The following is a 26031-nucleotide window of genomic DNA, read 5'->3' as shown; positions in this document are numbered from 1 at the left end:
GTGCTGCGCACCGCCGCCACGACCAACGGTCGGGCGCTACCGGGAAACGGTCGGGCGGGTATCGGCATTGCATACAATGCCTTGGACATTCCGCCGAGGCAGACCATGCGCAACGACACCCTTTTCGGCAAGATCATCCGCCGCGAGATCCCCGCCACCATCGTCTACGAGGACGAGGAGGTGCTGGGCTTCAAGGACATCGCCCCGCAGGCGCCGGTGCACGTGCTGTTCATCCCGAAGAACGAGCTGATCCCGACCCTGGACGACCTGCAGCCGGCGCAGGCGCACCTGATCGGCAAGCTGGCGCTGGCTGCGGCCGGGTACGCGCGCCGGGAAGGCTTTGCGCAGAATGGCTACCGCATCGTGATGAACTGCCGCGAGGATGCCGGGCAGACCGTGTTCCACATCCACCTGCACCTGCTGGCCGGTGCACCGCTGGGGCAGTTCGGCGCGGCTTGACTGCTGCTGCATGCGGGGCAAGCCCTGCACGGGGCTTTCATGGCGTGCCCGACGTGGAGCCTTTTCGCCAATGTGGGTGCAAACGAAAACGCCGCCCATCGGGCGGCGTTTTGCATCAGGCGCTGCGCGGGCTTACCACCAGCCGTAATAACCCCAGCGGCCCCAGCCCGGACCCCGCGGGCCATAAGGGTAGGCCGGCACCACTTCCACCTCGCGCTGCACCGGCCACAGGTAGACCACGTCGGCGGCGATCTTCGGCAATGGGTAGTCGTAGTCGCCGATCTTGGTCGACTGGTAGCCGTCGATGCGGCCGATGAAGGTCACGTCGCGGCCCGGTTCGAACACCGCCGGGTCGTAGAAGCCGGCGCGGCAGGCCAGAAAACGACCGTCGCTGGCATCGGCGGACGTCGTGCTCGGGCGGCCGGTGCCGTTGAGCGGGCGGGCGATCATCTGGAAGCAGGTCTCGCCCTGGCCGGGCAGGGTCTCGATGATGCGGCCACCCCAGCGCACCGGCGTGCCGGTCTGTTGCTGCGCGACGGAATCACGCGGCGAAACGGTGCTGAACTGCCCCTGCAACGGCTTGGGGGCGGTGGCACAGGCAGCCAGTGCGAGGCTGGCGCCGAGGGTCAGGAAAATGCGGATGTTCATGGTCATGCTCCGGTTCGTGCTCCGCGTTGGGGGCGATGCCTGCGCAGGTCCGACAATAATGCGCTGTCCAGACCGGCGCCAGCGTAGCGTGCATCGGTGAAACGGCGGCTGAGCGCCGGCAGGCTGCCGCCGGGGCGCGCCGCTTCCACGCGTGCGGCCCAGCGGCCGGCGGTTTCGTGCGGCAGGCGGCCCAGGCCGAGGCGGGCATAGCGGCGGTCCAGCCGGCGCCAGGCACGCAGCAGCGGATCGCGCTCGCGTTCCCCGCGCGCCAGCAGCCAGGCCATCATGCCGATGGCAAGCAGCGCGAAGGTGGCGAACAGGCCGACCAGTTGCGCCGGCTGCAACCGCTCGACGCCGAACGCGCGCAGCAGTTGCTGCTGGCGGCGGGCGTCGAAGGACAGCACCATGCCGTTCCAGTTGCGGCGCAGCCAGTCGCCCACCTGCGCCACCTGCAGCCAGCGCGTGCCGAGGTCGAGCGTGCCGCCGCCGGCGCGGGCCTGCGCCAGCCGGTCCTCCAGCGTGTCGCGGATGCGCTCGGGCGCCACCGCGGCGGTGGGATCGACGCGGGTCCAGCCGCGCTCGGGCAGCCACACTTCGGCCCAGGCGTGCGCGTCCATCTTGCGCACTAGCCAGTAGTCGCCATAGGGGTTGCGGGTGCCGCCGGCATAACCGGTGACCACGCGCGCGGGGATGCCGGCGCTGCGCATCAGCACCACGAAGGCCGAACTGAAGTGCTCGCAGAAGCCGGCCTTCCAGTCGAACAGGAATTCGTCGGTGCCATGCCGGCCCGGCAGCGGCGTGCTCAGGGTGTAGCTGAAGTCGCGCCTGATCCATTGCAGCGCGCGCTCGACGATGGCGGCATCGTCGTCGCCCGCGTCATGGCGCCACTGCCGGGCCAGCGCCAGCGTGCGCGGGTTGTAGCCGGGCGGCAGTTGCAGGGCCTGCCGCCGCAGCAGGGCAGGCAGTTCCGGCTGGAACCGGGCCGGGGCCGCCGAGCGCAGTTGCAGGCGGGTCAGCGTGGTCAGTGGGCGGTTGCTGGTCAGGGTGTAGTCGGCGTCCAGCCGGGTTTGGCCCGGGGCGGCCAGCGGCAGGTCCAGCGCGACCAGCTCGCGGCGTTCGCTGGCTTCGTATTCGACCTGGTAATCCCACTGCGCCGCGCCGGTGCTGATCGGCGGTGGTGGTGCGCCACGCTGGTAGTCCAGGCGGCTCCAGCGGCGGCCGTCGAAACGGGTCAGCACCGGACCACGCCAGTAGCGCTGCTCCGGTGCCGGTGCGGCGCCGGAGAACTGCACGCGCAGCGCCGGGCTGTCGTCGGTCATCAGGTCCAGCCACTGCCCCGGCTGCATCGTGTCCGACAACCCCGGCAGCGCCACGGCCCGCTGCGGGATGCCCCACAGCGGCGTGGGCAGGCGCGGCACCAGCCAGAAGGCCGACAACGCCAGCGGCAGCGCCACCAGCATCAACCGGCCGACCGTGCGCAACTGGTGCGGTGCCGGCAGTGGCGCGGTACCGGTGTCGGCATCGGCCAGCCGTTGCAGGGCGAGCAGGGCGGCGACCACCGCGGCCACGGCCAGCAACAGGGAGCCGGGCCCCTGGTCGAGCAGGAAGGCGGCGAACGGGGCGAACAGGGCGAAGCCGAGCAGGCTGCGGGCGTCGCGCAGCGTGCGCAGCTCGCCGGGCTTGAGCGCGAGCATCGCCGCCAGCAACGCGCAGCCGCTGTCACGGCCGGGCGTGGCGCCCATCTGCCAGTAGATGACCGCCAGCAGCGCGACGACCAGCAGCAGCCGCAATGGCGCAGGCAGCACGCGCCGCCACGCCAGCGCCCCGACCGCGAGCGCGCTGGTGGCGAATATGGCGGCCAGTACGTGGGGCAGTTGCAGCAGCAGCGGCAGCAGGGCCAGCGCGGTGGTCAGCAGCAGCCAGCCGCGTGCGGTCGTTGGCAGAGTGGTGGACCTGTTCATGGCGCACATCCCCGTGCGCCACCCTTCGGGCGGCTTCGCCGTGGGAAATGCCTGTCCTGTCGTTTTTTCATGTCGCACATCCATGCGCGCCACCCTTCGGGCGGCTTCGCCGTGAAAAACGACTGTCCTGTCGTTTTTTCATGCGGTGGGCATCAGTGCCAGCGCGCGCAGGCACTGGTGGCGGTGGGCGTCGCCGCTGGACGGGCCGAGCGCCGGTTGCCCGGGCAGCAGCAGGCGGTAGCGGCGGCCCTCGTGTTCGGCGTCGTCGACCCAGCGCGCCAGCCGCGCGATGCGGCGTTCGTGCGGCAACGGGCCGAGGGCGTGCCAGTCCAGCAGCAGTTCATTGCCGGTGGCGTGTTCGTGCTCGCGCACCAGCAGGCTGTCGCGGCGGGCGGAGTGCTTCCACGCGATGGCGCGGCGGGCGTCGCCGTGGCGGTACGGACGCAGCTGCTGCAGGTCGTCGCCGAGCGGATCGGGGCGGGTGTGGGTGCCGGGGTTGCCGGTATCGGGCAGCGGCGGCGCATTGCGCTCGGGAGCGGGATAGACCAGCACCGGCGTGGCCGGCCAGACCCAGCCCCAGGCGCGCACCAGTCCCAGCGGTTGCAGGGTGGACAGGCGGATGCGCTGCAACGGCAACCAGCCGCGCCGCTCGGTGGGCAGCCACAGGTCGGCTTCCACCTGCTCGCCCTGCAGCAGGTCCACGCAGGCGCTGGCCGTCCCGTAGGACAGCTGCAGGCCGCGGCGCGGGCGGTGGTCGTCGCGGGCGAGGGCCAGCCGCAGCCGCAGCGGTTGGCCGGCGGCCACCGGTTCGGCGGACAGCGCACGCAGGCGCAAGCCGGACAACTGCAGGTGCGCATGCAGCGCACTGGCCAGTGCGCTGGTCGCCAAGACCAGCGCCAGCAGCAGCGCCGGGTTGTTGTTGTAGTTCAGGGCGCCGAGCAGCATCACCGCCAGCAGGGTGCCGAGGAACAGGCCGAAGCCGGTGGGCAGCACGTAGATGCGGTGGCGGTCGAGCGTGACCGGCAGCGCTTCGGGCCGCCGCGGGCGCGCCAGCAACTGCAGCCTCCGCGATTGGACATGCAGCCAACCGGGCATCTCAATCGACCTGCACGCCGTGCAGGATGGCCTGGGCCAGCGCCGGTGCGGCGGTGGCCTCGGCCTCGGCCACCAACCGGTGCGCGGCGACGGCGACGAACAACGCCTGCACGTCGTCCGGCAACACGTGGTTGCGGCCCGCCAGCAGCGCATGCGCCCGCGCCGCGCGCAGCAGCGCGATGCCGGCCCGGGGCGACAGGCCCACGCGTATGCCCGGATGCTGGCGGCTGCGCGCGAGCAGGCGCTGCACGTAATCGACCAGAGCATCGCTGGCATGCACCTGCTCCACCGCCGCACGCAGCGCGCGGATGTCCTGCTCGGACAGGCACGGCAGCGTCTGCGCGATCAGCTCGCGGCGGCTGCTGCCGGCCAGCAGGGTGCGTTCGGTGGCGGCGTCGGGGTAGCCGAGGGTGAGCCGCAGCAGGAAGCGGTCCAACTGCGAGTCGGGCAGCGGGAAGGTGCCCGACAGGTCCACCGGGTTCTGCGTGGCGATGACGAAGAACGGGTCGGGCAGGGCGTGGGTGGTGCCGTCCAGGGTGACCTGTTGTTCGGCCATCGCCTCGAGCAGCGCGCTCTGCGTGCGCGGCGGCGCGCGGTTGATCTCGTCGGCCAGCAGCACGTTGCTGAACACCGGGCCGGGGTGGAAGCGGAAGCTGCGGCTGTCCGCTTCGTAGATGGACACGCCCAGCACGTCGGCCGGCAGCAGGTCGGAGGTGAACTGCACGCGCTGGAACTGCAGCCCCAGCGCGGAGGCCATCGCATGGGCGAGGGTGGTCTTGCCCAGCCCCGGCAGGTCCTCGATCAGCAGGTGGCCGCCGCAGAGCAGGGCGACGAAGGCCAGCCGCACCTCGTCGGCCTTGCCCAGCAGCAGGGCGTTGACCTGCGCCTGCGCGCGATGCAAGGCCTGCAACGTGACTTCGGGTAGCATTTCGGTGGATGCCGGGGACATGTGGTGTCTCGCAGGGGATATCCGGAAGGAGTGTAAGTGGCAATGCAGGGCGAACAGCGGGCGCGGGCGATCTTCCTGTCGTTGTGGGTGATTGTCACGGCGATCAAGACATTCGTGGCCTGGCGGCTGCCGTTGTTCGTCGACGAGGCGTTTTACTGGCAGGAAGGGCAGCACCTGGCCGCGGCCTATTCGGACCTGCCGGGGCTGACCGCGTGGCTGACGCGGCTGGGCGTGGAAATCGGCGGCGGCCACCGGCTGGGCCTGCGCCTGCCGTTCCTGCTGCTGGGCGCGCTGTTGCCGTGGATGGTGGCGCGGATTTCCGCGCGCTGGTTCGGCGGCAGGATCGGCTGGCTGGCCGGCTCGCTGACCCTGCTGATGCCGCTGTCGGCGACGCTGGGCATCCTCGCGGTGCCGGACGTACCGATGGCATTCACCTCGGTGCTGTGCCTGGGGGCCGGGGCGAAGCTGCTGCGCGACGTCGATGCCGGTGGCGCGCTGCTGCTGGCCGCCGGGCTGCTGGTCGGGGCGCTGAGCCATTACCGCTTCATCGGCGTGATCGGCTTCGGTTTCATCGCGTTGCTGCTGTTGCCGGAAGGACGGCGGATGCTGCGCGACGCGCGGGTGTGGATGGCGCTGACGGTCGGCATCGTCGCCTGGCTGCCGCTGCTGGCGTGGAATCTGGGCAACCAGGATGCCGGCCTGCGTTTCCAACTGGTCGAGCGCCACCCGTGGTCCTTCCAGGCCACCGGGCTGTGGTTCCTGGTGATCCAGCCGCTGCTGGTGACGCCGTTGCTGTGCCTGGCGATGTGGCAGGTGGGCGTTGCCGGGTTCCGCCCGAATCATGGCGACACCTACCGGGTGCAATGGCGCTATTTCGCGCTGGTGGGCGGCGTTTCCACGCTGGCGATCTTCCTGTTCGGCTTCTTCACCGACGTGGAGCGCATCAGCTTCCACTGGCCGCTGCCGGGCTACTTCGCCCTGCTGGTGGCCGCACCGGTGGTGCTGAGCCGCTGGCCGCGGCACTGGCGCCGTATCACCTGGGGCCTGACCTCGGTTGGCCTGCTGCTGGCGCTTGCCTATTACGTGATGGCGGCGACACCGTCGCTGCGCGAGGAACTGGCCGGCAACAAGTTCTATCCGCGCAATTTCGCCGGCTGGCGGCCACTGGCGGTGGCGGTGCGCGAGGAACTGGCGGACATGCCGGCCGATACCAAGGTGCTGGCCGGCAATTTCAAGATCGGCGCGGAGCTCGGTTTCCGGCTGGGCGATGCCTCCATCGAGGTGCTGCCGCATGCGTTGAACGACAAGCATGGGCGCACCGCGCAGCTGGCACTGTGGGGGCTGATCAGCGACGGCGGCCGTTCGACGCCGCGGCTGCTGGTGCTCGCGCCGGGCGACCAGCGCTATCGCGACCTGCTCCAGCGCTATCACCAGGTCTGCGACCTGGTCGGGCCGCTGCCGCCACCGCGGGTGGTGGCGCTCGACCACGGCAACCAGCGTTTTCTGCTGTTCCAGCTGCCGGCCGAAAAGCAGCCCGGCCCCTGTGTGACGCCGGCGATGGCGTGGATCGACACGCCGTTGCCGCACGAAGAAGTGGGCAAGGTCGTCGAGATGCAGGGCTGGGCTTTCAAGGACGGGGTGGGCCTGAGCGGCGTCGAGGTGCTGGTGGATGGCCGGGTGATGGCTACTGCCGATTACGGCGCCGAATACGATGTCTCCGGCTACTGGAAGATATCCACCGATCCCAACCATCCGAAGACCGGCTTCACCGCCCGCTTCGATACCACCGCGCTGGCACCCGGCAGGCACTGGCTCGGGCTGCGCCTGCATGGTGCGGATGGCAGCGTGGAGGATTGGAAGGAGCAGCCGTTCGAAATTCCGGACCGATAGCCGTGCAGCGTCGTTCAGGCCGGATCAGGGCAAGGCGAAGCCGGCCTCGCGCAACAGCCCGGCGGTGGCGATCAGCGGCAGGCCGACCAACGCGGTGGGATCCTGGCTGTGGATCGCCTCGAACAGTGCGATGCCCAGGCCTTCGCACTTGAAGCTGCCGGCGCAGTCCAGCGGCAGCTCGGCATCGACGTAGCGTTCGATCTCCTCCGGCCGCAACCGGCGGAACGCCACCCGGGTCAGGTCGCAGGCTTCCCGTTGCATGCCCGCGCCGGCCACGCACACGGCGGTATGGAACGCCACTTCACGGCCGGACATCGCCGCCAGCTGCGCGCAGGCGGCATTGCGACTACCGGGTTTACCGAGGGGCCGGCCGTCCAGTTCGGCGACCTGGTCCGAGCCGATTATCCAGGCGCCGGGATGTTGCGCGGCCACCGCCATTGCCTTGGCGCGGGCCAGGCGGACGGCCAGTGCGCGGGGTGCCTCGCCCCGCAGTGGCGTCTCGTCCACCTCGGGCTTGGCGCAGTCGAACGCCAGCCGCAGCCGTGCCAGCAGTTCGGCCCGGTAGCGGGAGGTGGAGGCGAGGACGAGGGTGGACATGCGAAAATCCCGGCGTGAAGGCGCCGCCGAGTCTGCGGCGCGGTTGCCGGCATGGCAACGGCGGCCGGGGCGGGTTTGACAGCGGCCGGGGCGGGCCCTAACATTCTGCGGCTTATGTCCGCGAACGTGCCCGAATTGCTGGATGCTTGGCGGATGGTCGCAGCGCGCAGGCGCTTTGACGGCCGGGTGCCGTTGTCCGGGTTGGAGCGCCTGCAGGGGCTGGTCGCCGATACCGAAGGGGAGTGCGCGTATGCACTGGAATTCGGTCGCGACGAGGCTTTGCAGGTACCCTATGTCGAACTGACCATCGAAACCGCGCTGCCGTTGACCTGCCAGCGCAGCATGCAGCGTTTCCTGCTGCCGGTGTCGCTGGTGCAGCGGTTGGGCCTGATCCGCGACGAAGACGAGGAACAGGCGCTTCCGCCGGATTACGAAGCGCTGCTGGTGCCCGAGGACGGCAACCTGCGGCCGCTGGACCTGGTGGAGGACGAGTTGGTGCTGGCGGTGCCCGTGGTACCGCTGGCGCCGGGAAGCGAGGCGGTCGAGCGCGACTTCTCCGCGACCAGTGAAGAGTTGGACAAGGCCAATCCGTTCGCGGCATTGGCGGCATTGAAGAAACAATAGCGGCCGGTTGTCGTCGGCGGCTGCGGCGAAAGCGAAAAAACAGTGCCGGACATTGGCGTCCGCATGCACTGCAACGACGAAGCAAACGAACCGAAGTTTGGAGCAACCCCAATGGCTGTGCAGAAATCCCGTGTCACCCCGTCCCGCCGCGGCCAGCGCCGTTCGCACGATTCGCTGAGCGCCAAGCAGCTGTCCACCGATCCGACCACCGGTGAAGTGCACCTGCGCCACCACATCACCGCCGACGGCTTCTACCGCGGCAAGAAGGTGATCACGACCAAGTCCTCGGTCGTCGAAGAAGATTGATCGGTGAAAGCCGCCATCCGCAAGGGTGGCGGCTTCACTCGTTTCTTCAGGGCCGCCTGCGGCGGCCCGCGCAACAGGAACCAGCATGAGCAAGCGGATCTACTCGAGGATCGCGGGCACCGGCAGCTATTTGCCCGAGAAGGTGTTGACCAATGATGATCTGACCAAGATCGTCGACACCAGCGACGAGTGGATCCAGTCGCGCACCGGCATCCGCGAGCGGCACATCGCCGCCGAAGGCGAGACCACCGGCGACCTCGGCTACAACGCCGCTCTGCGCGCGCTGGAAGCGGCTGGCATCGAGCCGTCGCAGCTGGACATGATCATCGTGGGCACCACCACGCCGGATCTGATCTTCCCGTCCACCGCCTGCCTGATCCAGGCGCGCCTCGGCGCGGCCGGCGCGGCGGCGTTCGACGTCAACGCGGCATGCTCGGGCTTCCTGTTCGCGCTGAGCACGGCCGACAAATTCATCCGCTCCGGTGACGCCAGGCACGTGCTGGTGATCGGTGCGGAAACCCTGACCCGCATCGTCGACTGGAGCGACCGCACCACCTGCGTGTTGTTCGGCGATGGCGCCGGCGCCGTCGTGCTCAAGGCCGACGAGGAAACCGGCATCCTCAGCACCCACCTGCATGCCGACGGCAGCAAGAAGGAATTGCTGTGGAACCCGATCGGCGTGTCCACCGGCCTGGACCAGCCCGGCAAGATCCTGATGAAGGGCAACGACGTGTTCAAGTACGCCGTCAAGGCGCTGGACTCGGTCGTCGACGAGGCCCTGCACGCCAATGGCCTGGACAAGTCCGACCTGGACTGGCTGATCCCGCACCAGGCCAACCTGCGCATCATCGAAGCCACCGCCAGGCGGCTGGACATGCCGATGGAGCAGGTGATCGTCACCGTCGACAAGCATGGCAACACCTCGTCCGGCTCGGTGCCGCTGGCGCTGGACGCGGCGATCCGCTCCGGGCGCGTCGGGCGCGGCCAGCTGCTGCTGCTGGAAGCCTTCGGCGGCGGCTTCACCTGGGGTTCGGCGTTGCTGCGCTATTGATCCACCGGATATGGCCGGGGGCACGAGGCTCCCGGCGTGGCCGCAAGGCCGTCGATTCCGGGAGATATCGTCATGGCTGAACCCATCGTCATCGAAGGACAGCGCGCATGGCTCAAGCATTACGGTGAAGGCAGCCGGGCCGTGGCCCTCGGGCTGCTCAACTTCGTCGCGCGCCGTTTCCATCTCGATGCCCTGCGGCCGCCGCCACATCGCGGTGGTGCCGGTGCGTGCGGGATCGAGGCGCGGCGCCTGCTCGAGTTGAAGGCGCAGGGCGTGCACGTGCCGGAAGTGATCGGCCAAGGCGATACCGTGCTGGTGCTCGAGCACACCGGTGATTCGTTCAACGCCTGCCTGCGCAAGGCCGACATGGCCGGACGCGACCGCCTGGTGGGTGCGGCCATCGCCGCGATCGCCGAGGCGCACCGCAACGGCGCCTATTTCGGTCAACCGCTGCCGCGCAACATGACCTGGGACGGGCAGCGCGTGGGTTTCATCGACTTCGAGGAAGACCCGCTGGAAGTGATGGACCAGGCCCAGGCGCAGGCCCGTGACTGGCTGATGTTCGGCTACGGCGTGGCCAGGTATTACGACGACCGGCCGCAGGCGCTGGAAGCGATGCTGGCCGCGGCGATGGAACAGGCCGGCAAGCCGGTGGTCGAGCATGCGCATGCGGTGACCGGGCGCCTGCGGCGGCTGGCCCGCATGCTGCGCCGTGCCGGCAAGTCGGGGCGCGCGCTGGCCCATGCCATCCTGGTCGTGCACGGGGCCAGCACCTTCGGTTTCGTGGTGCTGGCGGTGCTGTGCCTGGACCTGCTGGGCGACGGCGAGCTGGATCTGTTCGACCTCATCGGCTGAGCCGTGCCGCCGCACCTGCATACGCGGCAGTACAGACGGGTGGCGACATTCGCGATTATCATGGGCGGTCTTGATTCATGCAGTGAATGACCGCGTGACCGATTCCCGACTCGCTTTCGTATTCCCCGGCCAGGGCTCCCAATCGCTGGGCATGCTGGCCGAACTGGCCGAACTGCACCCGCAGGTCCGCGAGACGTTCGCCGAGGCTTCCGACGGTGCCGGCGTCGACCTGTGGGCGCTGTCGCAGGGCGGACCGGAAGAGCAACTCAATCGCACCGAATACACCCAGCCGGCGCTGCTGGCCGCCGGTGTCGCGGTGTGGCGGCTGTGGGCCGGGCAGCGCGTGCAGCGCCCGCTGGTACTGGCTGGGCACAGCTTGGGCGAATACACCGCGTTGGTCGCGGCTGGCGCATTGTCGCTGCGCGAGGGCGCACACCTGGTGCGCCTGCGCGGGCAACTGATGCAGGAAGCCGCACCGGCCGGTGTCGGTGCGATGGCGGCCGTGCTTGGCGCCGAGGATGCGCTGGTGCAGGAGGTCTGCGGGCAGGCCTCGGGCAGCCAGGTGGTGGTGCCGGCCAACTACAACTCGCCCGGCCAGATCGTCATCGGTGGCGATGCCGCCGCGGTCGATCGCGCGCTGGCGCTGCTGGCCGAAAAGGGCGTGCGCAAGGCGGTCAAGCTGGCCGTCAGCGTGCCCTCGCACACACCGCTGATGCGCGAGGCCGCCAATCGCCTGGCCGAGGCGATGGCCGGGCTGGACTGGCGCCTGCCGGTGCTGCCGGTGGTGCAGAACGTCGATGCGCAGGTGCATGAAAGCGTCGAGGCCATCCGCGACGCGCTGGTGCGCCAGCTGTACCTGCCGGTGCGCTGGACCGAGTGCGTGCAGGCGCTGGCCGCGCGCGGCGTCACCAGCGTGGCCGAATGCGGCCCCGGCAAGGTATTGACCGGGCTGGTCAAGCGCATCGACAAGTCGCTGGAAGCCCGTCCGCTGGGCACGCCCGCCGATTTCGACGCCGCGCTGGACGAGTGGACCCACTAAACAATGCGAGCCGCGATGGGGCACCGCGCGTGCCGCATCGCCTCCGGTGGCCGTTCGGCCGCCCGCCATCGAGGAAAATGCATGAGCAAGCCATTGCAGGGTGAAATCGCGCTCGTCACCGGCGCCAGCCGCGGCATCGGCGCGGCCATCGCCGACGAACTGGCCGCGCAGGGCGCGACCGTGATCGGCACCGCCACCACCGAATCCGGTGCCGCCGCCATCGGCGGGCGCCTGGCCGCGCAGGGCGGCCACGGCCGCGCGCTGAACGTGACCGAGCCGGGCGCGGTGGAGGCGCTGATCGACGCGGTGGGCAAGGAGTTCGGCGCCATCACCATTCTCGTCAACAACGCCGGCATCACTCGCGACAACCTGCTGATGCGGATGAAGGACGAGGACTGGCAGGCCATCCTCGACACCAACCTGACCAGCGTCTACCGCACCTCCAAGGCGGTGATGCGCGGCATGATGAAGGCGCGCAAGGGCCGTATCGTCAACATCGCCTCGGTCATTGGTGTCACCGGCAACGCCGGCCAGGCCAACTACGCCGCGGCCAAGGCCGGCATCATCGCCTTCTCCAAGTCGCTGGCCAAGGAAATCGGCAGCCGCGGCGTGACCGTCAATGTGGTCGCGCCGGGCTTCATCGACACCGACATGACCAAGGATCTGCCCGAGGACGCCAAGACCGCGATGCTCGGCCAGATCGCGTTGGGCCGCCTCGGCGAGCCGGCGGACATCGCCCGCGCGGTGGCGTTCCTGGCCGGTCCATCGGCCAACTACATCACCGGCGAAACCCTCCACGTGAACGGCGGCATGTACATGCCGTAAGCGTGTGGCGCAGGGACTGCGCCCAAGTGGTTGATCGCCGTGGCTTTTTGCCAGAATGCATGGGTCCGGCGGTTTCCACTACACTATCCCACGGCCATCAATCCGATGGCGCCTTTTGAACCACTACTCCATCTGGAGCGATATCCAATGAGCACCATCGAAGAACGCGTCAAGAAAATCGTCGTCGAACAGCTTGGCGTCAAGGAAGAGGAAGTCACCAACAGCGCATCGTTCGTCGATGACCTGGGCGCAGACTCGCTGGACACCGTCGAGCTGGTGATGGCGCTGGAAGAGGAATTCGAGTGCGAGATTCCGGACGAAGAGGCCGAGAAGATCAGCACCGTGCAGGCTGCCATCGATTACATCAAGGCCCACGTCAAGGCCTGATCCATGCCTGACGCAGGCGTGGCCGGGCTGTGCGCCGGGCCGCGCCGCACTCATGGGGCCGCGGAATGCGGCCCCGTGTATTTCCGCTTCAATTCCACAATCCCCGGGAACGTCCCCCACGAACGGGACCAGGAGAATCCGCAATGAGTCGTCGTGTCGTCGTTACCGGCCTGGGCATGGTGTCGCCGCTGGGCAATGACCTGGCCAGCAGCTGGGAAGGCATCGTCAATGGCCGCTCGGGCATCGGCCCGCTGACGAATGTTGCAGACGCCTATCTGGAGCGTTTCACCACCAGGATCGCGGGTGAGGTCAAGGACTTCGACATCACCGCCGACAACGCGCAGTTCGGCAAGTACCGGGTCAGCGGCAAGGACGCCAAGAAGATGGACCCGTTCATCCATTACGGCCTGGGCGCGGCGTTCATGGCGCTGCACGATTCCGGGCTGGAGATCACCGAGGCCAACGCCGAGCGCATCGGCGCCATCGTCGGCGCCGGCATCGGCGGCCTGCTGGGCATCGAGGAACAGGCCATCGAGTTCCACGAGGGCAGGAAGATCTCGCCCTTCTACGTGCCCAAGACCATCATCAACATGCTGCCAGGGCAGCTGAGCATCATCGCCGGGCTGAAGGGGCCGTCGTTCTCGGCGGTGTCCGCCTGCGCCACCTCGAACCATTCGATCGGCACCGCGATGCGCATGATCCAGTACGGCGATGCCGACGTGATGGTGGCCGGCGGCGCCGAGCGCGGTTCCTCGCCGACCGCCATCGGCGGCTTCTGCGCGATGAAGGCCATGTCCACCCGCAACGACGCGCCGGAAAAAGCCTCGCGCCCGTGGGACAAGGAACGTGACGGCTTCGTGCTGGGCGACGGCGCCGGCATCCTGATCCTCGAGGAATACGAGCACGCCAAGGCGCGTGGTGCGAAGATCTACTGCGAGCTGGCCGGCTTCGGCGCCAGTTCCGACGCCTACCACATGACCGCGCCGAGCGAGAACGGCGAGGGCGCCGCGCGCTGCATGGTCGCGGCGCTGAAGGATGCCGGCGTGACCCCGGAGCAGGTGGGCTACCTCAACGCCCACGGCACCTCGACGCCGCTGGGCGACCTCGGCGAGACGATGGCGATGAAGGCCGCCTTCGGCGACCACGCCTACAAGATGATGGTCAGCTCGACCAAGTCGATGACCGGCCACCTGCTCGGCGCGGCCGGCGGCGTGGAGGCGATCTTCTCGGTGTTGGCGCTGCGCGACGGCGTCATCCCGCCGACCATCAACCTCGACCAGCCGGGCGAGGGCTGCGACCTCGACTACGTGCCGAATGTTGCCCGCCAGGCCAAGGTGGACGTGGTGATGTCCAACGGCTTCGGCTTCGGCGGCACCAACGGCACGCTGGTGTTCAAGCGCGTCTGACGCTTGCTTTTGCTTGAGTCCCTCTCCCTGCGGGGTAAGAGGGGCAGTTTGCGAACCACTGGTTCGCTGCCCCTCGAACGCCCTTGCGCCAGCGCAAGGGCCGGGGCGCGAAGCGGGGGTTGGGGGCGAGCGAAGTCATGATCGTCCAGGTTGCACTGGCTCCGTTCGCCCCTCATCCGCCCTTCGGGCACCTTCTCCCGGAGGGAGAAGGAAACAAACTCTGCTCATCCGGCTTTCTTCGCCAGATCCGGGCGGAAAACCACCAGCGGTCTGTGCCGCCCCATGCCGATGACCCGCCTGATCCCCCTGCACGCCGACACCGACCTGCTGGCGCTGCACCGGCTCGCCCCGCAGCGTTACCCGCTGCTGCTCGAATCCACCGCCGCCGGCCGGCAGGGCCGCTGGGACATGCTGCTGATGGCCGATGGCGGCCAGTTGCGGCTGGACGCCGATGGCCGGGTCCGGCGCGAGGATGGTGCTTTGGTCGAGGGCGACTTCCTCGCCGCGCTGGACCGCGAATGGCAGGCGCGGCGCCTGCCGCGTGACGCGAACGCGGACGACGTGCCGTTCCGGGGCGGCTGGGCGCTGCTGCTGGATTACGAACTGGCCACGCAGGTCGAGCCGGTGCTGTCGCTGCCGGTGCGCGGCGACGGCCTGCCGCAGGCGCTGGCCCTGCGCTGCCCGGCGGCGGTGCTGCGTGATCGCGGCGATGGCCGCTGCTTCGCGGTGCTGGAAGACTCCGGTGCCGCACTGCTCGAACAACTGCAACGCGACCTGCATGACGCGGCCGCGTTGCCAGCGCTACCGGAATGGCAGCCGCCCACGCGGATCGACGAAGACGATGGCGTGCGTTTCACCGATGGCGTGGCCCGCGTCATCGACTACCTGCGCGCCGGCGACGTGTTCCAGGTCAACCTGTCGCGCCGCTGGCAGGCGTGCTTTGCCCAGCCGCTCGATCCGGCTGCGTTGTATGCGCGGTTGCGGCAGGCCAACCCGGCGCCGTTCGCCGGCCTGTTCCATGCCGCCGGGCGTGCGGTGGTCAGCTCCTCGCCGGAGCGGCTGGTGTCGGTCTGCGGCGAGGTGGTACAGACCCGCCCGATCGCCGGCACCCGCCCGCGCTTCGATGGCGACGACGATGCCGCGCGCATCAGCGAGCTGGTCGGCCATCCCAAGGAGCGTGCCGAGCACGTGATGCTGATCGACCTGGAGCGCAACGACCTGGGCCGCATCGCCGCACCGGGCAGTGTCGAAGTCGATGAACTGATGACGGTGGAGAGCTATGCCCACGTCCACCACATCGTCAGCAATGTGCGCGCGCGGCTGCGGCCGGAGGTGACGCCGGGGCAGGTGATTGCCGCCACGTTCCCGGGAGGCACCATCACCGGCTGCCCCAAGGTGCGCTGCATGCAGATCATCGCCGAACTGGAAGGGCAGGTACGCGGTGCCTACACCGGCGCATTCGGCTGGTTGAACCGCGATGGCGACATGGACCTGAACATCCTGATCCGCACCGCCGAAGTGGGGGGCGACAGCGCCAGCTTCCGCACCGGCGCCGGCATCGTCGCCGATTCCGATCCGCAGAAGGAACTGGACGAAACCCGCGCCAAGGCGCGCGGCCTGTTGCGGGCGCTGCAACGGTAGCGTAGCGCCGGCCGCTGGCCGGCAACCCCGCACATCGCCATCCCGTAGATGCGGGGCTTGCCCCGCATGAAGCTTTCCCGATCAGGCCCCGTGCCGGGCAAGCCCGGCACCTACGTAACATGGTGCAATTGCCGGCCAGCTGCCGGCACTACCCATACCCTGAGTCACACCGTTGCTGCGAGGTTGAAGATCGGCAGGTACACGCTGAGAAAGGCCAGCGGTATTCCGGCGACAAACGCGAGCAGGCCGACGATGCCTGCAGCCCGTGCGCGGTGCCTGCGCTGGGGCCAGAACAGATAGAGCAGCATGACCAGCAGGGGCGCGAGCCAGATGGCTGGGTAATAGCGGGTGACCAACCGGGTGAACAGCGGCAGGTCGATGCCGAAGCCGGCGAACACCTCGGCAAACTGCGGGAATATCAGCAAGCCGATCAGGGTGATGGCGCTGGCGGCGACGATGCTGCACGCCAGCCCGACAATCAGCCAGGCGATGCCAGGTGAGGATGCTCGCGCTGCGGCGATAGGTGGCAATTCGGGAACTGTTTTCGTGGAGATGTCGGGCATGGGCGTCGTCCGTCAGGCCATGTGTTCAAGATGCAGGGGCGCCACAACGAAGGGCACCTTGCGGTGCCCTTCGTCCTGCGTGTGTGGCGGTTACGGTGCCGCCGGCCCGGCGGGCGCCGCGGCGTCGGCCTGCCAGCCGCACATCTGCCCTTCGTTCTGCTGCTTCAGCCATTCCTGCAGCGGGGCGAAGTATTCCAGCATCGGCGCGGCGTCGAGCTTCCCGGTGCCGGTCAGCTCCTTCAGCGTGGCCTGCCACGGCTGGCTGGCGCCCTTGCTGAGCATGGCCCAGTACTTCTGCCCGGCTTCCTTGTTGCCGTAGAAGGTGCATTCGTTGAGCGGGCCGGTGTAACCGGAAGCGTCGCACAGGCCCTTGTAGAACTGGTACTGCAGGATGCGGGCCAGGAAGTAGCGCAGGTACGGGGTGTTGCCCGGTACGTGGTACTTGGCGCCGGCGTCGAAGTAGTCCTCGCCGCGCGCGCTGGCCGGGGCCACGCCCTGGTACTGCGCCTTCAGTTCCCACCACTTCTGGTTGTACTGCTCGGGCTTGATCGAACCGTCGAACACGCCCCAGCGCCAGCGGTCGATCATCAGGCCGAACGGCAGGAACGACACGCCGCTCAGCGCCATGCGCATCTGCGCGTTGATGGTGGCCTCGCGGCTTTCCTGCGGCTGCCCGACCAGGCCGATGGAGTTGAGGTACTTCGGCGTCATCGCCAGCACGATGGTGTCGCCGATGGCCTCGTGGAAGCCGTCGTTGGCGCCGCCTTGGAACAGCGGCGGCAGCGGGTTGTAAGCCAGGTCGTAATAGATGTGGCCCAGCTCGTGGTAGATGGTGGTGAAGTTTTCTTCGGTAGGAGTGATGCACATCTTGGTGCGCACGTCCGCGCCGGCGTCCTTGCCGTCGCCGCCCATGTTCATGTCCCAGGCGCTGGCGTGGCAGACCACGTTGCGGTCCAGCGGCTTGATGAACTGGGTGTTCTGCCAGTAGCCCTGCGGCAGCTTGGGCATCCCGAGGGACACGTAGAAATCCTGCGCGCGCTCGGTCATCTGCCGGGCGGTGGCCAGCTCGGCCTCGCGCTGGGCCTTGAAGCGGGCGGCGACGTCGGCGTTGCCGTCGAGCTTGCGCAGCGCCGCGCTCAGGTTGTCCTGGTACTGCTTTTCCAGCGCGGCGGTGATGTCCAGGCTGCCGGCGCCGGGGTAGGGCTCGAGCATGTCCCACAGGTTGCTCCAGTCCTGCTGCCACATGTTGCCGGTCAGGTGCGCGGCGATCATGCCGCCGCCCACTTCGGCCTTGTCCTTGCCGTAGGCCTTGTCCAGTTTCGCGCGGGTGTAGCAGTGCAGTTGCTCGTACAGCGGCTTGACCTGCTCCCACAGGCGATCGGTCTCCGGGCCAACCTGTTCGGCGGGCATGTCGTAGCCGCTGCGCCACATCTGCCCGGCGTCGTCGTAGCCCAGTTCGCGCGCGCCTTCGTTGACCAGCTCGGCGAAGCGCTGGTATGGCTTGCGCGAGGCGACGGCGGTGGAGTGCCAGCCCTGCCAGGCATCGAGCTGTTTGTCGTAGTCGCGCGAGCGCGCCAGCACCTGCTCCAGGTCGCCGAGTTGGCGGCAGTTCTGCTTGTCGCCTTCGCCGGTGCAGTAGGTACCGGCGCCATAGTCGCCTTCCAGCTTGGTGGCGATGGTGGCCAGCTCGGCCAGCTTGGCGGGGTCGCGCGGGGCCGGCATCGCGGTCATCAGCTTGAGCAGCTGCAGGGCGCGCTTGCTGTCCTCGCTCATCGGCTGGCCATCGTACTGGCCGGCCTGCTCGATCCAGCCGTTGAGCGTGGTCAGCCAGCGTTCGTTGGCCTTGGCCGCCACGCGCGCGGAGTCGTCGTTGATGTAGGTGGAGGACAGCCACTGCGCCGAAGTCATCTCCGGGTACATGGCCTTGTATTCGGCGTTGACGCGGGCGATGAACTGGTCGGCGGTTTCCGCCGGGGCGGGTGCGGCGGCACCGGTGGCGGTGGTTTCGGACGCGGTTTCCTTTTGGCAGGCGGCCAGCGACAGCACGCCTGCGCTCACGGCAAGGGCCAGCAGCAGGTGACGATGTTTCACGCGATTCCCCGGTGGTGATGGACCGGCGGAAGGCTAGAGGGCCGCCGCGGCCCCCGCAAGTGCAGGAGCGACGCCAGTCGCGATGGGGCTTTGCCGGGAGTGCCCCGTCGCGACTGGCGTCGCTCCTGCAGAAAGAGGGGATTTACCCTGCGCAGCCGGCGAACAGGTCGCGCTCGCGCGCATGCACGGAGGTGCGGACCTGCATCAGCCCCAGCACCGAGGGGAACAGGTTGTCGTGGTCGGTGCGCTGCGTAGCGCGTTGGCGCAGGCAGGCCAGGTCCAACCCACGGGCTGCGGCGAACTGCGGCGAGAACCACATCACCATCGGTACCCGGGCCTGTTCTTCCGGCGCGATCGCATACGGCATGCCGTGCAGGTACAGGCCCTTCTCGCCCAGCGATTCGCCGTGGTCGGAGAGGTAGACCATCGCCGTGTCGTAGTCGTCCATGCCGCGCAGGGTGGCGATGGTGCGGGCGAGGAAGTGGTCGGTGTAGCGCACGGCGTTGTCGTAGCTGTTGACGATCTGCGCGCGGCTGCACTTGCCCAGGTCCGGGGTGTCGCAGGTCGGCATGTACTGGCGGAATTGCACCGGGTAGCGCTGGAAATAGCTGGGGCCGTGGTTGCCCAGCTGGTGCAGGACGATGACGCGGTCGCCGGGCTTGGCGCGGGCCTGCGCGGGCAGGTCGTCGAGCAGGATTTCGTCCATGCAGCGGCCGTCGGCGCACAGGCCAGGCGTGGTGGCGTCGTCCAGCCGCTGGATTTCCAGCCCGTCGCACACGCCCTTGCAGCCGGACTGGTTGTCGCGCCACAGCGTGGCGATGCCGGCGTGTTCGAGCACGTGCAGCAGCGACTGGTGCGCGCGGATCTTCTTCGCGTCGTAGTCGTGGCGGCCGAACGGCGAGAACATGCACGGCAGCGACACCTCGGTGCTGGTGCCGCAGGCGTGCATGTCGGGGAAATTGATGACGCCGGCCTGCGCCAGCTCGGGCGTGGTCTGGCGCGCGTAGCCGTTCAGGCCCCAGTTGCGTGCGCGCACGGTTTCGCCGACCACCAGCACCAGCAGGCGCGGCTTGCCGCCGGCCGCGCGCGGCGTGGCCGTGGCGTCGGTGCCGAGCGGCAGTTTTGGCGGGTTCCCGATCGGGTTGGAGGCGGACAGGTTCTGCTTCAGCGCGACCAGGTAATTGATCGGCGTGGCGAGGTAGCGCACTTCGCGGTGGTTGCGCATCAATGCCGACACGTCCTGGAACGAGGCCAGCGTGCCGGCGGCGGTGACCACGGCCACGCCGAGCAGGAACAACGCCCGCCGCGCCAGCGCGCGGCCCCACGCATGCCGGCGCAGCCGCAACCGCCACAGCAGCATGCATGGGAGCAGCGCATGGCCGAGCAGCGGCAGGAGCAGCGCCGGCGTCATCAGCTCGCGCGACTCCTTGTGGTCGGTGGCCAGCACGTTGCGCAGCATGTCGGCATCGAGATAGACGTTGAAGCTGTCCATGTAATGGGTGGCGAAGGCGGTGGCGATGAACAGCACCGCCAGCACCACCTTCGCGTTCCAGTGCCACAGCAGCAGGCCCAGCAGCAGGGCGTGCACGCCCGCCAGCAGTACGAACAGCGACAATGCGAACAGCACGCTGCCGGGGTTGGTCGCCATCGCGTTGCGCCAGAACAGCCCGTTGCAGGCCAGCGCGAAGAAGGTACTGGCGAGCAGGATCAATGCCTCGGTGGTGATCCGGGGGCGCCACTGGCGCAGGCGCGCGAACAGCGCGGCCGGTGCCGGCAGGTACGGGGCGGTGGCGTTCATGCCCGGCCCCCTGCAGAGGTTGCACCTGCCTGCGCCGGCGGGAACATCGCCAGGTAGAGCAGCGCCGCAACCGTCCAGCTGATCATCAGCGACCACAGGTCATGCGAGAGGAAGTGCGCGCCGCGCAGCTGCTGGGAAATGCCGAACACCAGCCCGGCGGCCAGTGCCGCCGCCAGTGCCGGCCAGCGCCATTGCGGGCGCAGCCGCAGGGCGAAGAAGTACAGCGCCACCCAGCCGTAGCCGGCACTGGCGTGGCCGGCGGGGAAGCAGGCGGCGTGGCCGAGCGCAGCCGGGCGCGATTGGAACAGGCCGATGAACGGACGCAGGCCGCCATAGCGCTGCAGGTCCCATGGGCAATCCATCTGCGTCCACGACTTGAGCAGGGCGACGATGCCGGTGGACAGGCCCACCGCCAGCAGCAGGTACAGCAGGGGTCGCCGCAGCGGCTTCCAGCGGCGGTCGATACAGGCGCGCAGCAGCGCCAGCAGCACCAGCCCGGCGGCGAAGGTGCTCAGGTGCTTGCCGCCGCGATGGAGCGCATGGCTGGTCCACCACGCATCCCGGAGCGCCCATTGGCCGCCCTCGGCGCGAAAGATCAGGTCGGCCAGCCACTGGTCGCCGTTGCCGGCCATCAGCAGCAGGCTGGCGGCGGTCAACGCGAAGGCGGGAAGCAGCAGGTGGCGGGCGAGGAAGCCGTGCCGATGGCCGGTGCTGCCGGTGATGGGCAGAACTTGTGACGAAGGGGGCGAAACGGACACGGAACGGATACGCCGACGGGAGGTGGGCGCATCGTCATGATGCCGTTGTCGGAGGTGGGTCGGAGGGATGTCCGAACCGTGTTAACGGTTCAGCCGCGGCGCCCGCGCAAGGGCGCCGTGGCCGTGGCGCAGTGACCCGCGTTCAGTCCTCTTCGTCCGCATCGGCGGGCGCCACGTCGGCCACGCCACCGTGGCTGCGCGCCACGCAGGCGGTGTCCAGCGCGGTGCCGGGCAGCAGTTGCCAGTTGTTGCGGTTGGCGCTGCCGATGTCGATCACCTGCGCGCGGTCGGCGCAGGGCGTCATTGCCGTGTCGCGCACGAACAGCCAGCGGTGCGAGGGTGCGGCGGCGACCCAGCGTGCGGCCTGTTCCCACTGTTCGGCGACGGGACGCTTGAAGCCGAAGTCCAGCGCCTGCGGATGGGTCTGCAACAGGTTCTGCTCGCGCCAGGCGACCATGCCCAGCTCGGCATCGCCGATGCGCTGGCGCACCTTGTCCATGACCGCCGATGCCGAGCTGTAGGGGTCCAGCGCCGGCATCAGCCCGACGCCGTACATCGCCCACAGCAGCACGCTGGCCAGCACCACCGCCAGCCCGGCGCGGCGCAGGCGCAGCCACGCCACCAGCGCCAGTGCGGCGATGCCGAAGCCCAGCAGCCACGCACCGACCCGCGGCAGCACCCATGCATCGATCGCCCGCCTGGCCGCGTGCTGCTGCGCCCAGCCGTCGCCATGCAGCGCGCCGTAGCCGATGGCCAGCGTCGCCGCGGCCAGCAGCAGCACGTACAGCAGCAGCACCCGGCGCACGCCGGTGCGCCGCAGCAGGCCCGCCAGCAGCGGCGCTGCGGCCACCGCCAGCGCCGGCAGCATCGGCAGGATGTAGACCTCGCGCTTGCCGGGGCTGGCGCTGAAGAACAGCAGCACCAACAGTGCCCAGCCCAGCAGCAGCACGTAGCGCGGGTCGGCGCGGCGCAGGCGGCGCCACCATGCCGGCAACAGCCACGGCAGCAGCAGGCTGCCCGGCAGCCACAGCGTGGCCATCACCTGCAGGTAATACCAGGCCGGCTTGTGGTGGTGCCATGCGTTGGCGTAGCGGGTGCCGGTCTGCTTGAACAGCAGTTCATGGGCATAGCCCTGCAGGTGCGGGTCCGGGTTGCGCAGCAGCGCGATGCCCAGGGGCGCCAGCCATACCGCGGCGCCGGCGACGAACAGCGGCAGGATCAGCCACCAGTTCCAGCTGCGCCCCGGCCCGGCCGCGGCGGGGTGGCGCCAGCGCCATGCCAGCCACGGCAGCAGCACCAGCAGCGGCAGGAAGCCCACGCCCTTGGTCACGGTGCCGAGGCCGGCGGCGAACGCACCCAGCGCCAGCAGTTTCCAGTCCGGCCCCAGCAGCAGGTGCCGCAGCAGCGCCCACAGCGACAGCGTGGTCATGCCCACCAGCACCATGTCGATCTGCGCGCGCTTGGCCATCAGCCCGAACTGGACGATGACGAACAGGCCCAGCACCGCGTAGCGCGCCACCTGCCGGTTCCACAGCCGCCGCGCCAGGTCCCAGGTCAACCACAGGGTCAGCAGTGCCGACAGCAGCGACGGCAGCAGGAAGGCGAGGTTCCAGTCGCCGACCAGCTTGTAGGTGGCGGCCTGTATCCACATGAAGGTCGGCGGCTTTTCCGCGTACAGCTCGCTGCCCCGGTGCGGCAGCAGCCATTGCCCGGTTTCCACCATCTGCCGCGCGGCCAGCACGAAGCGCGGCTCGTCCGGCGGCGAGGGCTGGCGCATGCCCAGCCCGGCCAGCAGGCTCAGGGCGACCAGCGCCAGCAGCAACGGGAACCACGGGGATTTGATCGAAAGGCGGGGGCTGGATGGGCGCACGCGCGGCTCGCTTGGGGAAAAGGGAAATCATCACGCCGCCGCCGTGGGAAACGTGTCGTGGCGCGGATTGTCGCCGTTTCCGACGTTCCTGCGACAGCCATGCCGCTACGATGGCCGGAGCGTGTTTCCCGCTCACGGGAAACCGGACGGAGGGCATGCGCATGCGGCTGCTGGTCATCGAGGACAATCGCAACCTGGTCGCCAACCTCTTCGATTATTTCGAGGCGCGCGGCCATGTGCTGGACGTCGCGCCCGACGGCGTGACCGGGCTGCACCTGGCCGCCAGCCAGGCCCACGACGCGGTCCTGCTGGACTGGATGCTGCCGCGCATGGACGGCCCGGAGGTGCTGCGGCGGCTGCGCGAGGAGCACCGCAGCGAGGTGCCGGTAATCATGCTCACCGCGCGCGACGAGCTGCCCGACAAGATCGCCGGCTTCCGCGCCGGCGCCGACGACTACCTGACCAAGCCGTTCGCCCTGCCCGAGCTGGAAGTGCGGCTGGAGGCGGTGCTGGCGCGCACCCGGGGCCGCAACCCGCACAAGCTGCTGGAAGTGCACGACCTGCGGCTGGACCTGGCCACGCTGGAGGCGCAGCGCGCCGGCAAGCCGCTGCACCTGTACCCGGCCTGCCGCAAGCTGCTGGAGGTGCTGATGCGCGCCAGCCCGGCGGCGGTGCCGCGCGGCCAGCTCGAATACGCGCTGTGGGGCGATGAGCCGCCGGACGGCGACATGCTGCGTTCCCACATCTACGAACTGCGCCGCAGCGTCGATGGCCCGTTCGAGCAGAAGCTGCTGCACACCCTGCCGCGCGTGGGCTACCGGCTGTGCGCGCCGGCGGCGGGCGAAGCGCGGTGAGGGCGCGCCGGACCCTGCGCCGCAAGCTGCTGGGCTGGCTGGCGCTGTACCTGGCGCTGCTGACGCTGGTGGTGTTCAGCGCCGCCAACTACGTGCACGAACGCGCCGAGCATGCGGTATGGCGCGCGCTGCTCAATTCCGAGCTGGACAGCATCCTCCACAACGCGCGCAGCGGGCCGGACTACCGCTGGCAGGATTCGGACACCCTGCGTTTCTTCAGCGCACGCGACGCACGCGGCCTGCCCGCCGAACTGGCCCCGGGGCTGCACGACGACGTATGGCTGGAGGGACGCAACAGCGCGGTGATGGTGCGCGATACCGATGATTTCGGGCGGGTGATGCTGGCGCTGGACATCGGCGATTTCGCCGAACTGGAAAACTTCATCACCCGCTGGGCGGTGCTGGCCGGCATCGCGATGGCGGTCGTCACCCTGCTGATGGCGTGGGTGGGCAGCAATCGGCTGGTGCGGCCGTTGTCGAGCCTGGCCGCGGCCATCGCCCGGCTGCAGCCGGAGCGCAGCGGGCAGCGGTTGCAGGTCGATGCCCGCGGCAGCGTCGAACTGGAGGTGATCGCCGGTTCGGTCAACGACTACCTGGAACGCAACGAGCGTTTCGTCGCGCGCGAGCAGGCCTTCATTGGCGCCGCCAGCCACGAGCTGCGCACGCCGATGGCGGTGATCAGCGGCGCCGCCGAGCTGGCGCTGGAGCAACCGGGGCTGCCACCGCGCGCGCAGCAGCAGTTGCAGCGCGTGCGCGCCACCGCGCTGGGGGTGGAGCAGCTGATCCAGTTGTTGCTGATGCTGGCGCGGGACCCGGCGCGGCTGGCCGCGTTGAGCGAGCCGGTGGCGCTGGAGCAATTGTTGCCGGAAATCGCCGCCGACCATGAGCACCTGGCCGCCGGCAAGGAACTGGCCGTGGAAACGGCGGCGTTGGCGGCCTGCACGATCCTGGCGCCGGTGGGGGTGGTGCAGGCGGCGGTGGGCAACCTGCTGCGTAACGCGATGGAGAACAGCGACCGCGGCGTGATCCGGATGATGCTCGCACCGCGCGCGGTGGTGACGATCGAGGACCCGGGCCACGGCATGAACCCGGAGGAAGTGGCCGCCGCCTACGCCAAGGTCGCCCGCGGCGAGCGCAACATGGGCGCGGGGATCGGGCTGGAGCTGATCGGCCGCCTGTGCGAGCACCTGGGCTGGAAGCTGGACATCCATTCCGGCCCGGAGCGCGGCACCCGCGTCACCCTGGACATGGGCAGTTCGCTGCCGTGACGCTGTTCCCGCAGGTGCCGGGCCTGCCCGGCACGGGGTTGGCGGGGAAGGTTCCACCGCGTAGGTACCGGGCTTGCCCGGTATGGGGATTTACCGGGAAAGCTTCATGCGGGGCAAGCCCCGCATCTACGCAGAGGCAGCCGCGGCATGGCGGGGTTGGCCATCAGGAGCCGGCAACAGGCCGCGTTCGAGCAGCCACTGCTTCGCGTCCGCGGCGTCCTGCTCGAACCGCGCCAAGCTGGCCGGAAGGCGCCGAGGATGTTTGGCGCGTCGCCACGCGCCCAAGTCGTGCCGCGCTTGCGGCTTTACGTAGCCAGCAGCCCGCGTTCGATCAACCATGCCTTGGCGTCTTCTGCATCCTGCTCGAACCAGGCTTTGGTGGACCCCAGCCGGTACGTATAACCCCAGGCATCCATGTCGGCCATCAACCGCGCGCTGCCGACGCCGGGCAACTGCCCGGCCAGCACGATCTGCAGGTAGCAGGTGGCGTCTTCCTCCGGCACCGAGTCGGTGGCGTCGGTATGCACCTGGGCGCGGCGCTCGGGCGGCAGCACGATCAGGTGGCAGGCCTCGTGCAGCATCGAATGCACCGGCGTGTCGGCGCGCACATGGACGTCGCTGGCGATGATGCCGGCCTCGGGCTCGCCCCAGTAGCTTCCGGGGATGGCGGCGCCATCGGCGACGCGGTTCAGGCGCAGGCCGTGGCGGGCCAGCAGCGCGGCGGCGTCATCCCACTGGATATCGCCCACGCACAGCACGGCGGGGGCATCGGCGGAGGTGGAGGAGGGCATGGGCGGAGACGTCCGGGGCCGCGCCGGCGGCCCCGTGGTGGTTCAGTTCTGCGGGCCTTCGGGCAGGGCCACGGAAATGTCGAGCACGTCGTGCTCGCCGTCCTTGACCAGGTCCACCTTGACCGCGTCGGCGTCGATGTTGACGTACTTCTTGATAACGTCCAGCAGTTCGCGCTGCAGCAGCGGCAGGTAGTCCGGGCCGCCGCGGGCGCTGCGCTCCTGCGCGATGATGATCTGCAGGCGGTTCTTGGCGGTTTCCGCGGTGGTCTTCTTGCTCTTGAACAGGTCGGAGAAAATGCCCATCG

The 26031-nt window shown here is 69.2% G+C and carries 25 protein-coding genes; 13 read left to right on the top strand and 12 right to left on the bottom strand.

Going from position 1 to position 26031, the window contains the following annotated elements:
* Window positions 1-105 precede the first annotated feature (105 nt).
* Window positions 106-459: a histidine triad nucleotide-binding protein gene (locus ABB34_RS02455; RefSeq protein ID WP_057639649.1), complete on the top strand. Its 354-nt coding sequence runs from the start codon at window positions 106-108 to the stop codon at window positions 457-459.
* Window positions 460-591: 132 nt separating this feature from the next.
* On the opposite strand, the gene ABB34_RS02450 is transcribed toward ABB34_RS02455, so the two are convergent.
* From ABB34_RS02450 to ABB34_RS02435, 4 genes are all read right to left on the bottom strand, one after another.
* Complete coding sequence (locus tag ABB34_RS02450; protein ID WP_057639648.1) at window positions 592-1107, bottom strand: Slp family lipoprotein; 516 nt, start codon at window positions 1105-1107, stop codon at window positions 592-594.
* 2 nt (window positions 1108-1109) lie between these two features.
* A complete protein-coding gene (locus ABB34_RS02445) occupies window positions 1110-3068 on the bottom strand; it encodes a transglutaminase TgpA family protein (RefSeq protein WP_057639673.1) in 1959 nt (652 codons plus the stop codon).
* Between the two features lie 138 nt (window positions 3069-3206).
* The gene (locus ABB34_RS02440; protein ID WP_057639647.1) at window positions 3207-4163 is read right to left on the bottom strand and encodes a DUF58 domain-containing protein; all 957 of its coding nucleotides are present in this window, start codon (window positions 4161-4163) and stop codon (window positions 3207-3209) included.
* 1 nt (window position 4164) lies between these two features.
* Window positions 4165-5112, bottom strand: coding sequence for an AAA family ATPase (locus ABB34_RS02435; protein WP_057639646.1), 948 nt, complete (start codon window positions 5110-5112; stop codon window positions 4165-4167).
* 42 nt (window positions 5113-5154) lie between these two features.
* Between ABB34_RS02435 and ABB34_RS02430 the strand changes: the two genes are divergently transcribed.
* Window positions 5155-7002 (top strand): ArnT family glycosyltransferase, encoded by a 1848-nt coding sequence (locus tag ABB34_RS02430; RefSeq protein WP_057639645.1) that lies wholly within the window; start codon window positions 5155-5157, stop codon window positions 7000-7002.
* Window positions 7003-7026: 24 nt separating this feature from the next.
* Here the strand turns inward: ABB34_RS02430 and ABB34_RS02425 are convergent, their stop codons facing one another.
* The gene (locus ABB34_RS02425; protein WP_057639644.1) at window positions 7027-7599 is read right to left on the bottom strand and encodes a Maf family protein; all 573 of its coding nucleotides are present in this window, start codon (window positions 7597-7599) and stop codon (window positions 7027-7029) included.
* 114 nt (window positions 7600-7713) lie between these two features.
* Here ABB34_RS02425 and ABB34_RS02420 point away from each other — a divergent pair, with 114 nt between their 5' ends.
* The 9 genes from ABB34_RS02420 to ABB34_RS02380 all read left to right on the top strand — a co-directional run bounded on the left by ABB34_RS02420 (window position 7714) and on the right by ABB34_RS02380 (window position 15733).
* Complete coding sequence (locus ABB34_RS02420) at window positions 7714-8223, top strand: YceD family protein (RefSeq protein WP_057639643.1); 510 nt, start codon at window positions 7714-7716, stop codon at window positions 8221-8223.
* Window positions 8224-8334: 111 nt separating this feature from the next.
* Window positions 8335-8529 carry a 50S ribosomal protein L32 gene (rpmF, locus tag ABB34_RS02415; RefSeq protein WP_057639642.1) on the top strand — a complete coding sequence of 65 codons (195 nt, stop codon included), beginning with the start codon at window positions 8335-8337 and terminating at the stop codon, window positions 8527-8529.
* Between the two features lie 85 nt (window positions 8530-8614).
* Complete coding sequence (locus ABB34_RS02410; RefSeq protein WP_057639641.1) at window positions 8615-9580, top strand: beta-ketoacyl-ACP synthase III; 966 nt, start codon at window positions 8615-8617, stop codon at window positions 9578-9580.
* Between the two features lie 72 nt (window positions 9581-9652).
* The gene (locus ABB34_RS02405) at window positions 9653-10435 is read left to right on the top strand and encodes a BUD32 family EKC/KEOPS complex subunit (protein ID WP_057639640.1); all 783 of its coding nucleotides are present in this window, start codon (window positions 9653-9655) and stop codon (window positions 10433-10435) included.
* A gap of 94 nt (window positions 10436-10529) precedes the next feature.
* Window positions 10530-11474 carry an ACP S-malonyltransferase gene (gene fabD / locus ABB34_RS02400; protein ID WP_057639672.1) on the top strand — a complete coding sequence of 315 codons (945 nt, stop codon included), beginning with the start codon at window positions 10530-10532 and terminating at the stop codon, window positions 11472-11474.
* An 81-nt stretch (window positions 11475-11555) separates the two neighbouring features.
* Entirely contained in the window at window positions 11556-12299 is a 744-nt protein-coding gene (fabG, locus tag ABB34_RS02395; protein ID WP_057639639.1) for a 3-oxoacyl-ACP reductase FabG, read from the top strand.
* A gap of 147 nt (window positions 12300-12446) precedes the next feature.
* Window positions 12447-12686 carry an acyl carrier protein gene (acpP, locus tag ABB34_RS02390; RefSeq protein ID WP_005415509.1) on the top strand — a complete coding sequence of 80 codons (240 nt, stop codon included), beginning with the start codon at window positions 12447-12449 and terminating at the stop codon, window positions 12684-12686.
* Between the two features lie 143 nt (window positions 12687-12829).
* Window positions 12830-14092, top strand: a complete 1263-nt coding sequence (gene fabF / locus ABB34_RS02385) for a beta-ketoacyl-ACP synthase II (protein WP_057639638.1) — start codon at window positions 12830-12832, stop codon at window positions 14090-14092.
* A 288-nt stretch (window positions 14093-14380) separates the two neighbouring features.
* The gene (locus tag ABB34_RS02380; RefSeq protein ID WP_057639637.1) at window positions 14381-15733 is read left to right on the top strand and encodes an aminodeoxychorismate synthase component I; all 1353 of its coding nucleotides are present in this window, start codon (window positions 14381-14383) and stop codon (window positions 15731-15733) included.
* Window positions 15734-15897: 164 nt separating this feature from the next.
* On the opposite strand, the gene ABB34_RS02375 is transcribed toward ABB34_RS02380, so the two are convergent.
* From ABB34_RS02375 to ABB34_RS02355, 5 genes are all read right to left on the bottom strand, one after another.
* Window positions 15898-16296 carry a hypothetical protein gene (locus ABB34_RS02375; protein ID WP_057639636.1) on the bottom strand — a complete coding sequence of 133 codons (399 nt, stop codon included), beginning with the start codon at window positions 16294-16296 and terminating at the stop codon, window positions 15898-15900.
* A 90-nt stretch (window positions 16297-16386) separates the two neighbouring features.
* On the bottom strand, window positions 16387-18387 hold the full coding sequence (locus ABB34_RS02370) for a M2 family metallopeptidase (protein ID WP_057639635.1): 2001 nt from the start codon (window positions 18385-18387) through the stop codon (window positions 16387-16389).
* Between the two features lie 142 nt (window positions 18388-18529).
* Complete coding sequence (locus tag ABB34_RS02365; RefSeq protein ID WP_083490025.1) at window positions 18530-20185, bottom strand: phosphoethanolamine transferase; 1656 nt, start codon at window positions 20183-20185, stop codon at window positions 18530-18532.
* Window positions 20182-20943, bottom strand: a complete 762-nt coding sequence (locus tag ABB34_RS02360; protein WP_057639634.1) for a phosphatase PAP2 family protein — start codon at window positions 20941-20943, stop codon at window positions 20182-20184. Before ABB34_RS02360 ends, ABB34_RS02365 begins: the two co-directional genes overlap by 4 nt.
* A gap of 142 nt (window positions 20944-21085) precedes the next feature.
* Window positions 21086-22813, bottom strand: coding sequence for an ArnT family glycosyltransferase (locus ABB34_RS02355; protein ID WP_425478933.1), 1728 nt, complete (start codon window positions 22811-22813; stop codon window positions 21086-21088).
* A gap of 161 nt (window positions 22814-22974) precedes the next feature.
* On the opposite strand from ABB34_RS02355, the gene ABB34_RS02350 reads away from it, so the two are divergent.
* Entirely contained in the window at window positions 22975-23667 is a 693-nt protein-coding gene (locus ABB34_RS02350) for a response regulator transcription factor (protein ID WP_057639669.1), read from the top strand.
* Complete coding sequence (locus ABB34_RS02345; protein ID WP_057639668.1) at window positions 23664-24935, top strand: sensor histidine kinase; 1272 nt, start codon at window positions 23664-23666, stop codon at window positions 24933-24935. The genes ABB34_RS02350 and ABB34_RS02345 overlap by 4 nt, the downstream gene beginning before the upstream one ends.
* A gap of 305 nt (window positions 24936-25240) precedes the next feature.
* Here ABB34_RS02345 and ABB34_RS02340 read toward each other — a convergent pair whose 3' ends face one another.
* Window positions 25241-25726, bottom strand: a complete 486-nt coding sequence (locus ABB34_RS02340; protein WP_057639633.1) for a hypothetical protein — start codon at window positions 25724-25726, stop codon at window positions 25241-25243.
* 42 nt (window positions 25727-25768) lie between these two features.
* The gene (gene minE / locus ABB34_RS02335) at window positions 25769-26029 is read right to left on the bottom strand and encodes a cell division topological specificity factor MinE (RefSeq protein WP_057639632.1); all 261 of its coding nucleotides are present in this window, start codon (window positions 26027-26029) and stop codon (window positions 25769-25771) included.
* Window positions 26030-26031: the final 2 nt, after the last annotated feature.

Origin of the sequence: Stenotrophomonas daejeonensis, from assembly GCF_001431505.1 — a bacterium.
GTDB lineage: Bacteria > Pseudomonadota > Gammaproteobacteria > Xanthomonadales > Xanthomonadaceae > Stenotrophomonas > Stenotrophomonas daejeonensis.
Note: the sequence above shows the minus strand (reverse complement) of the source record. Positions and strands in the feature narration are given on the sequence as shown.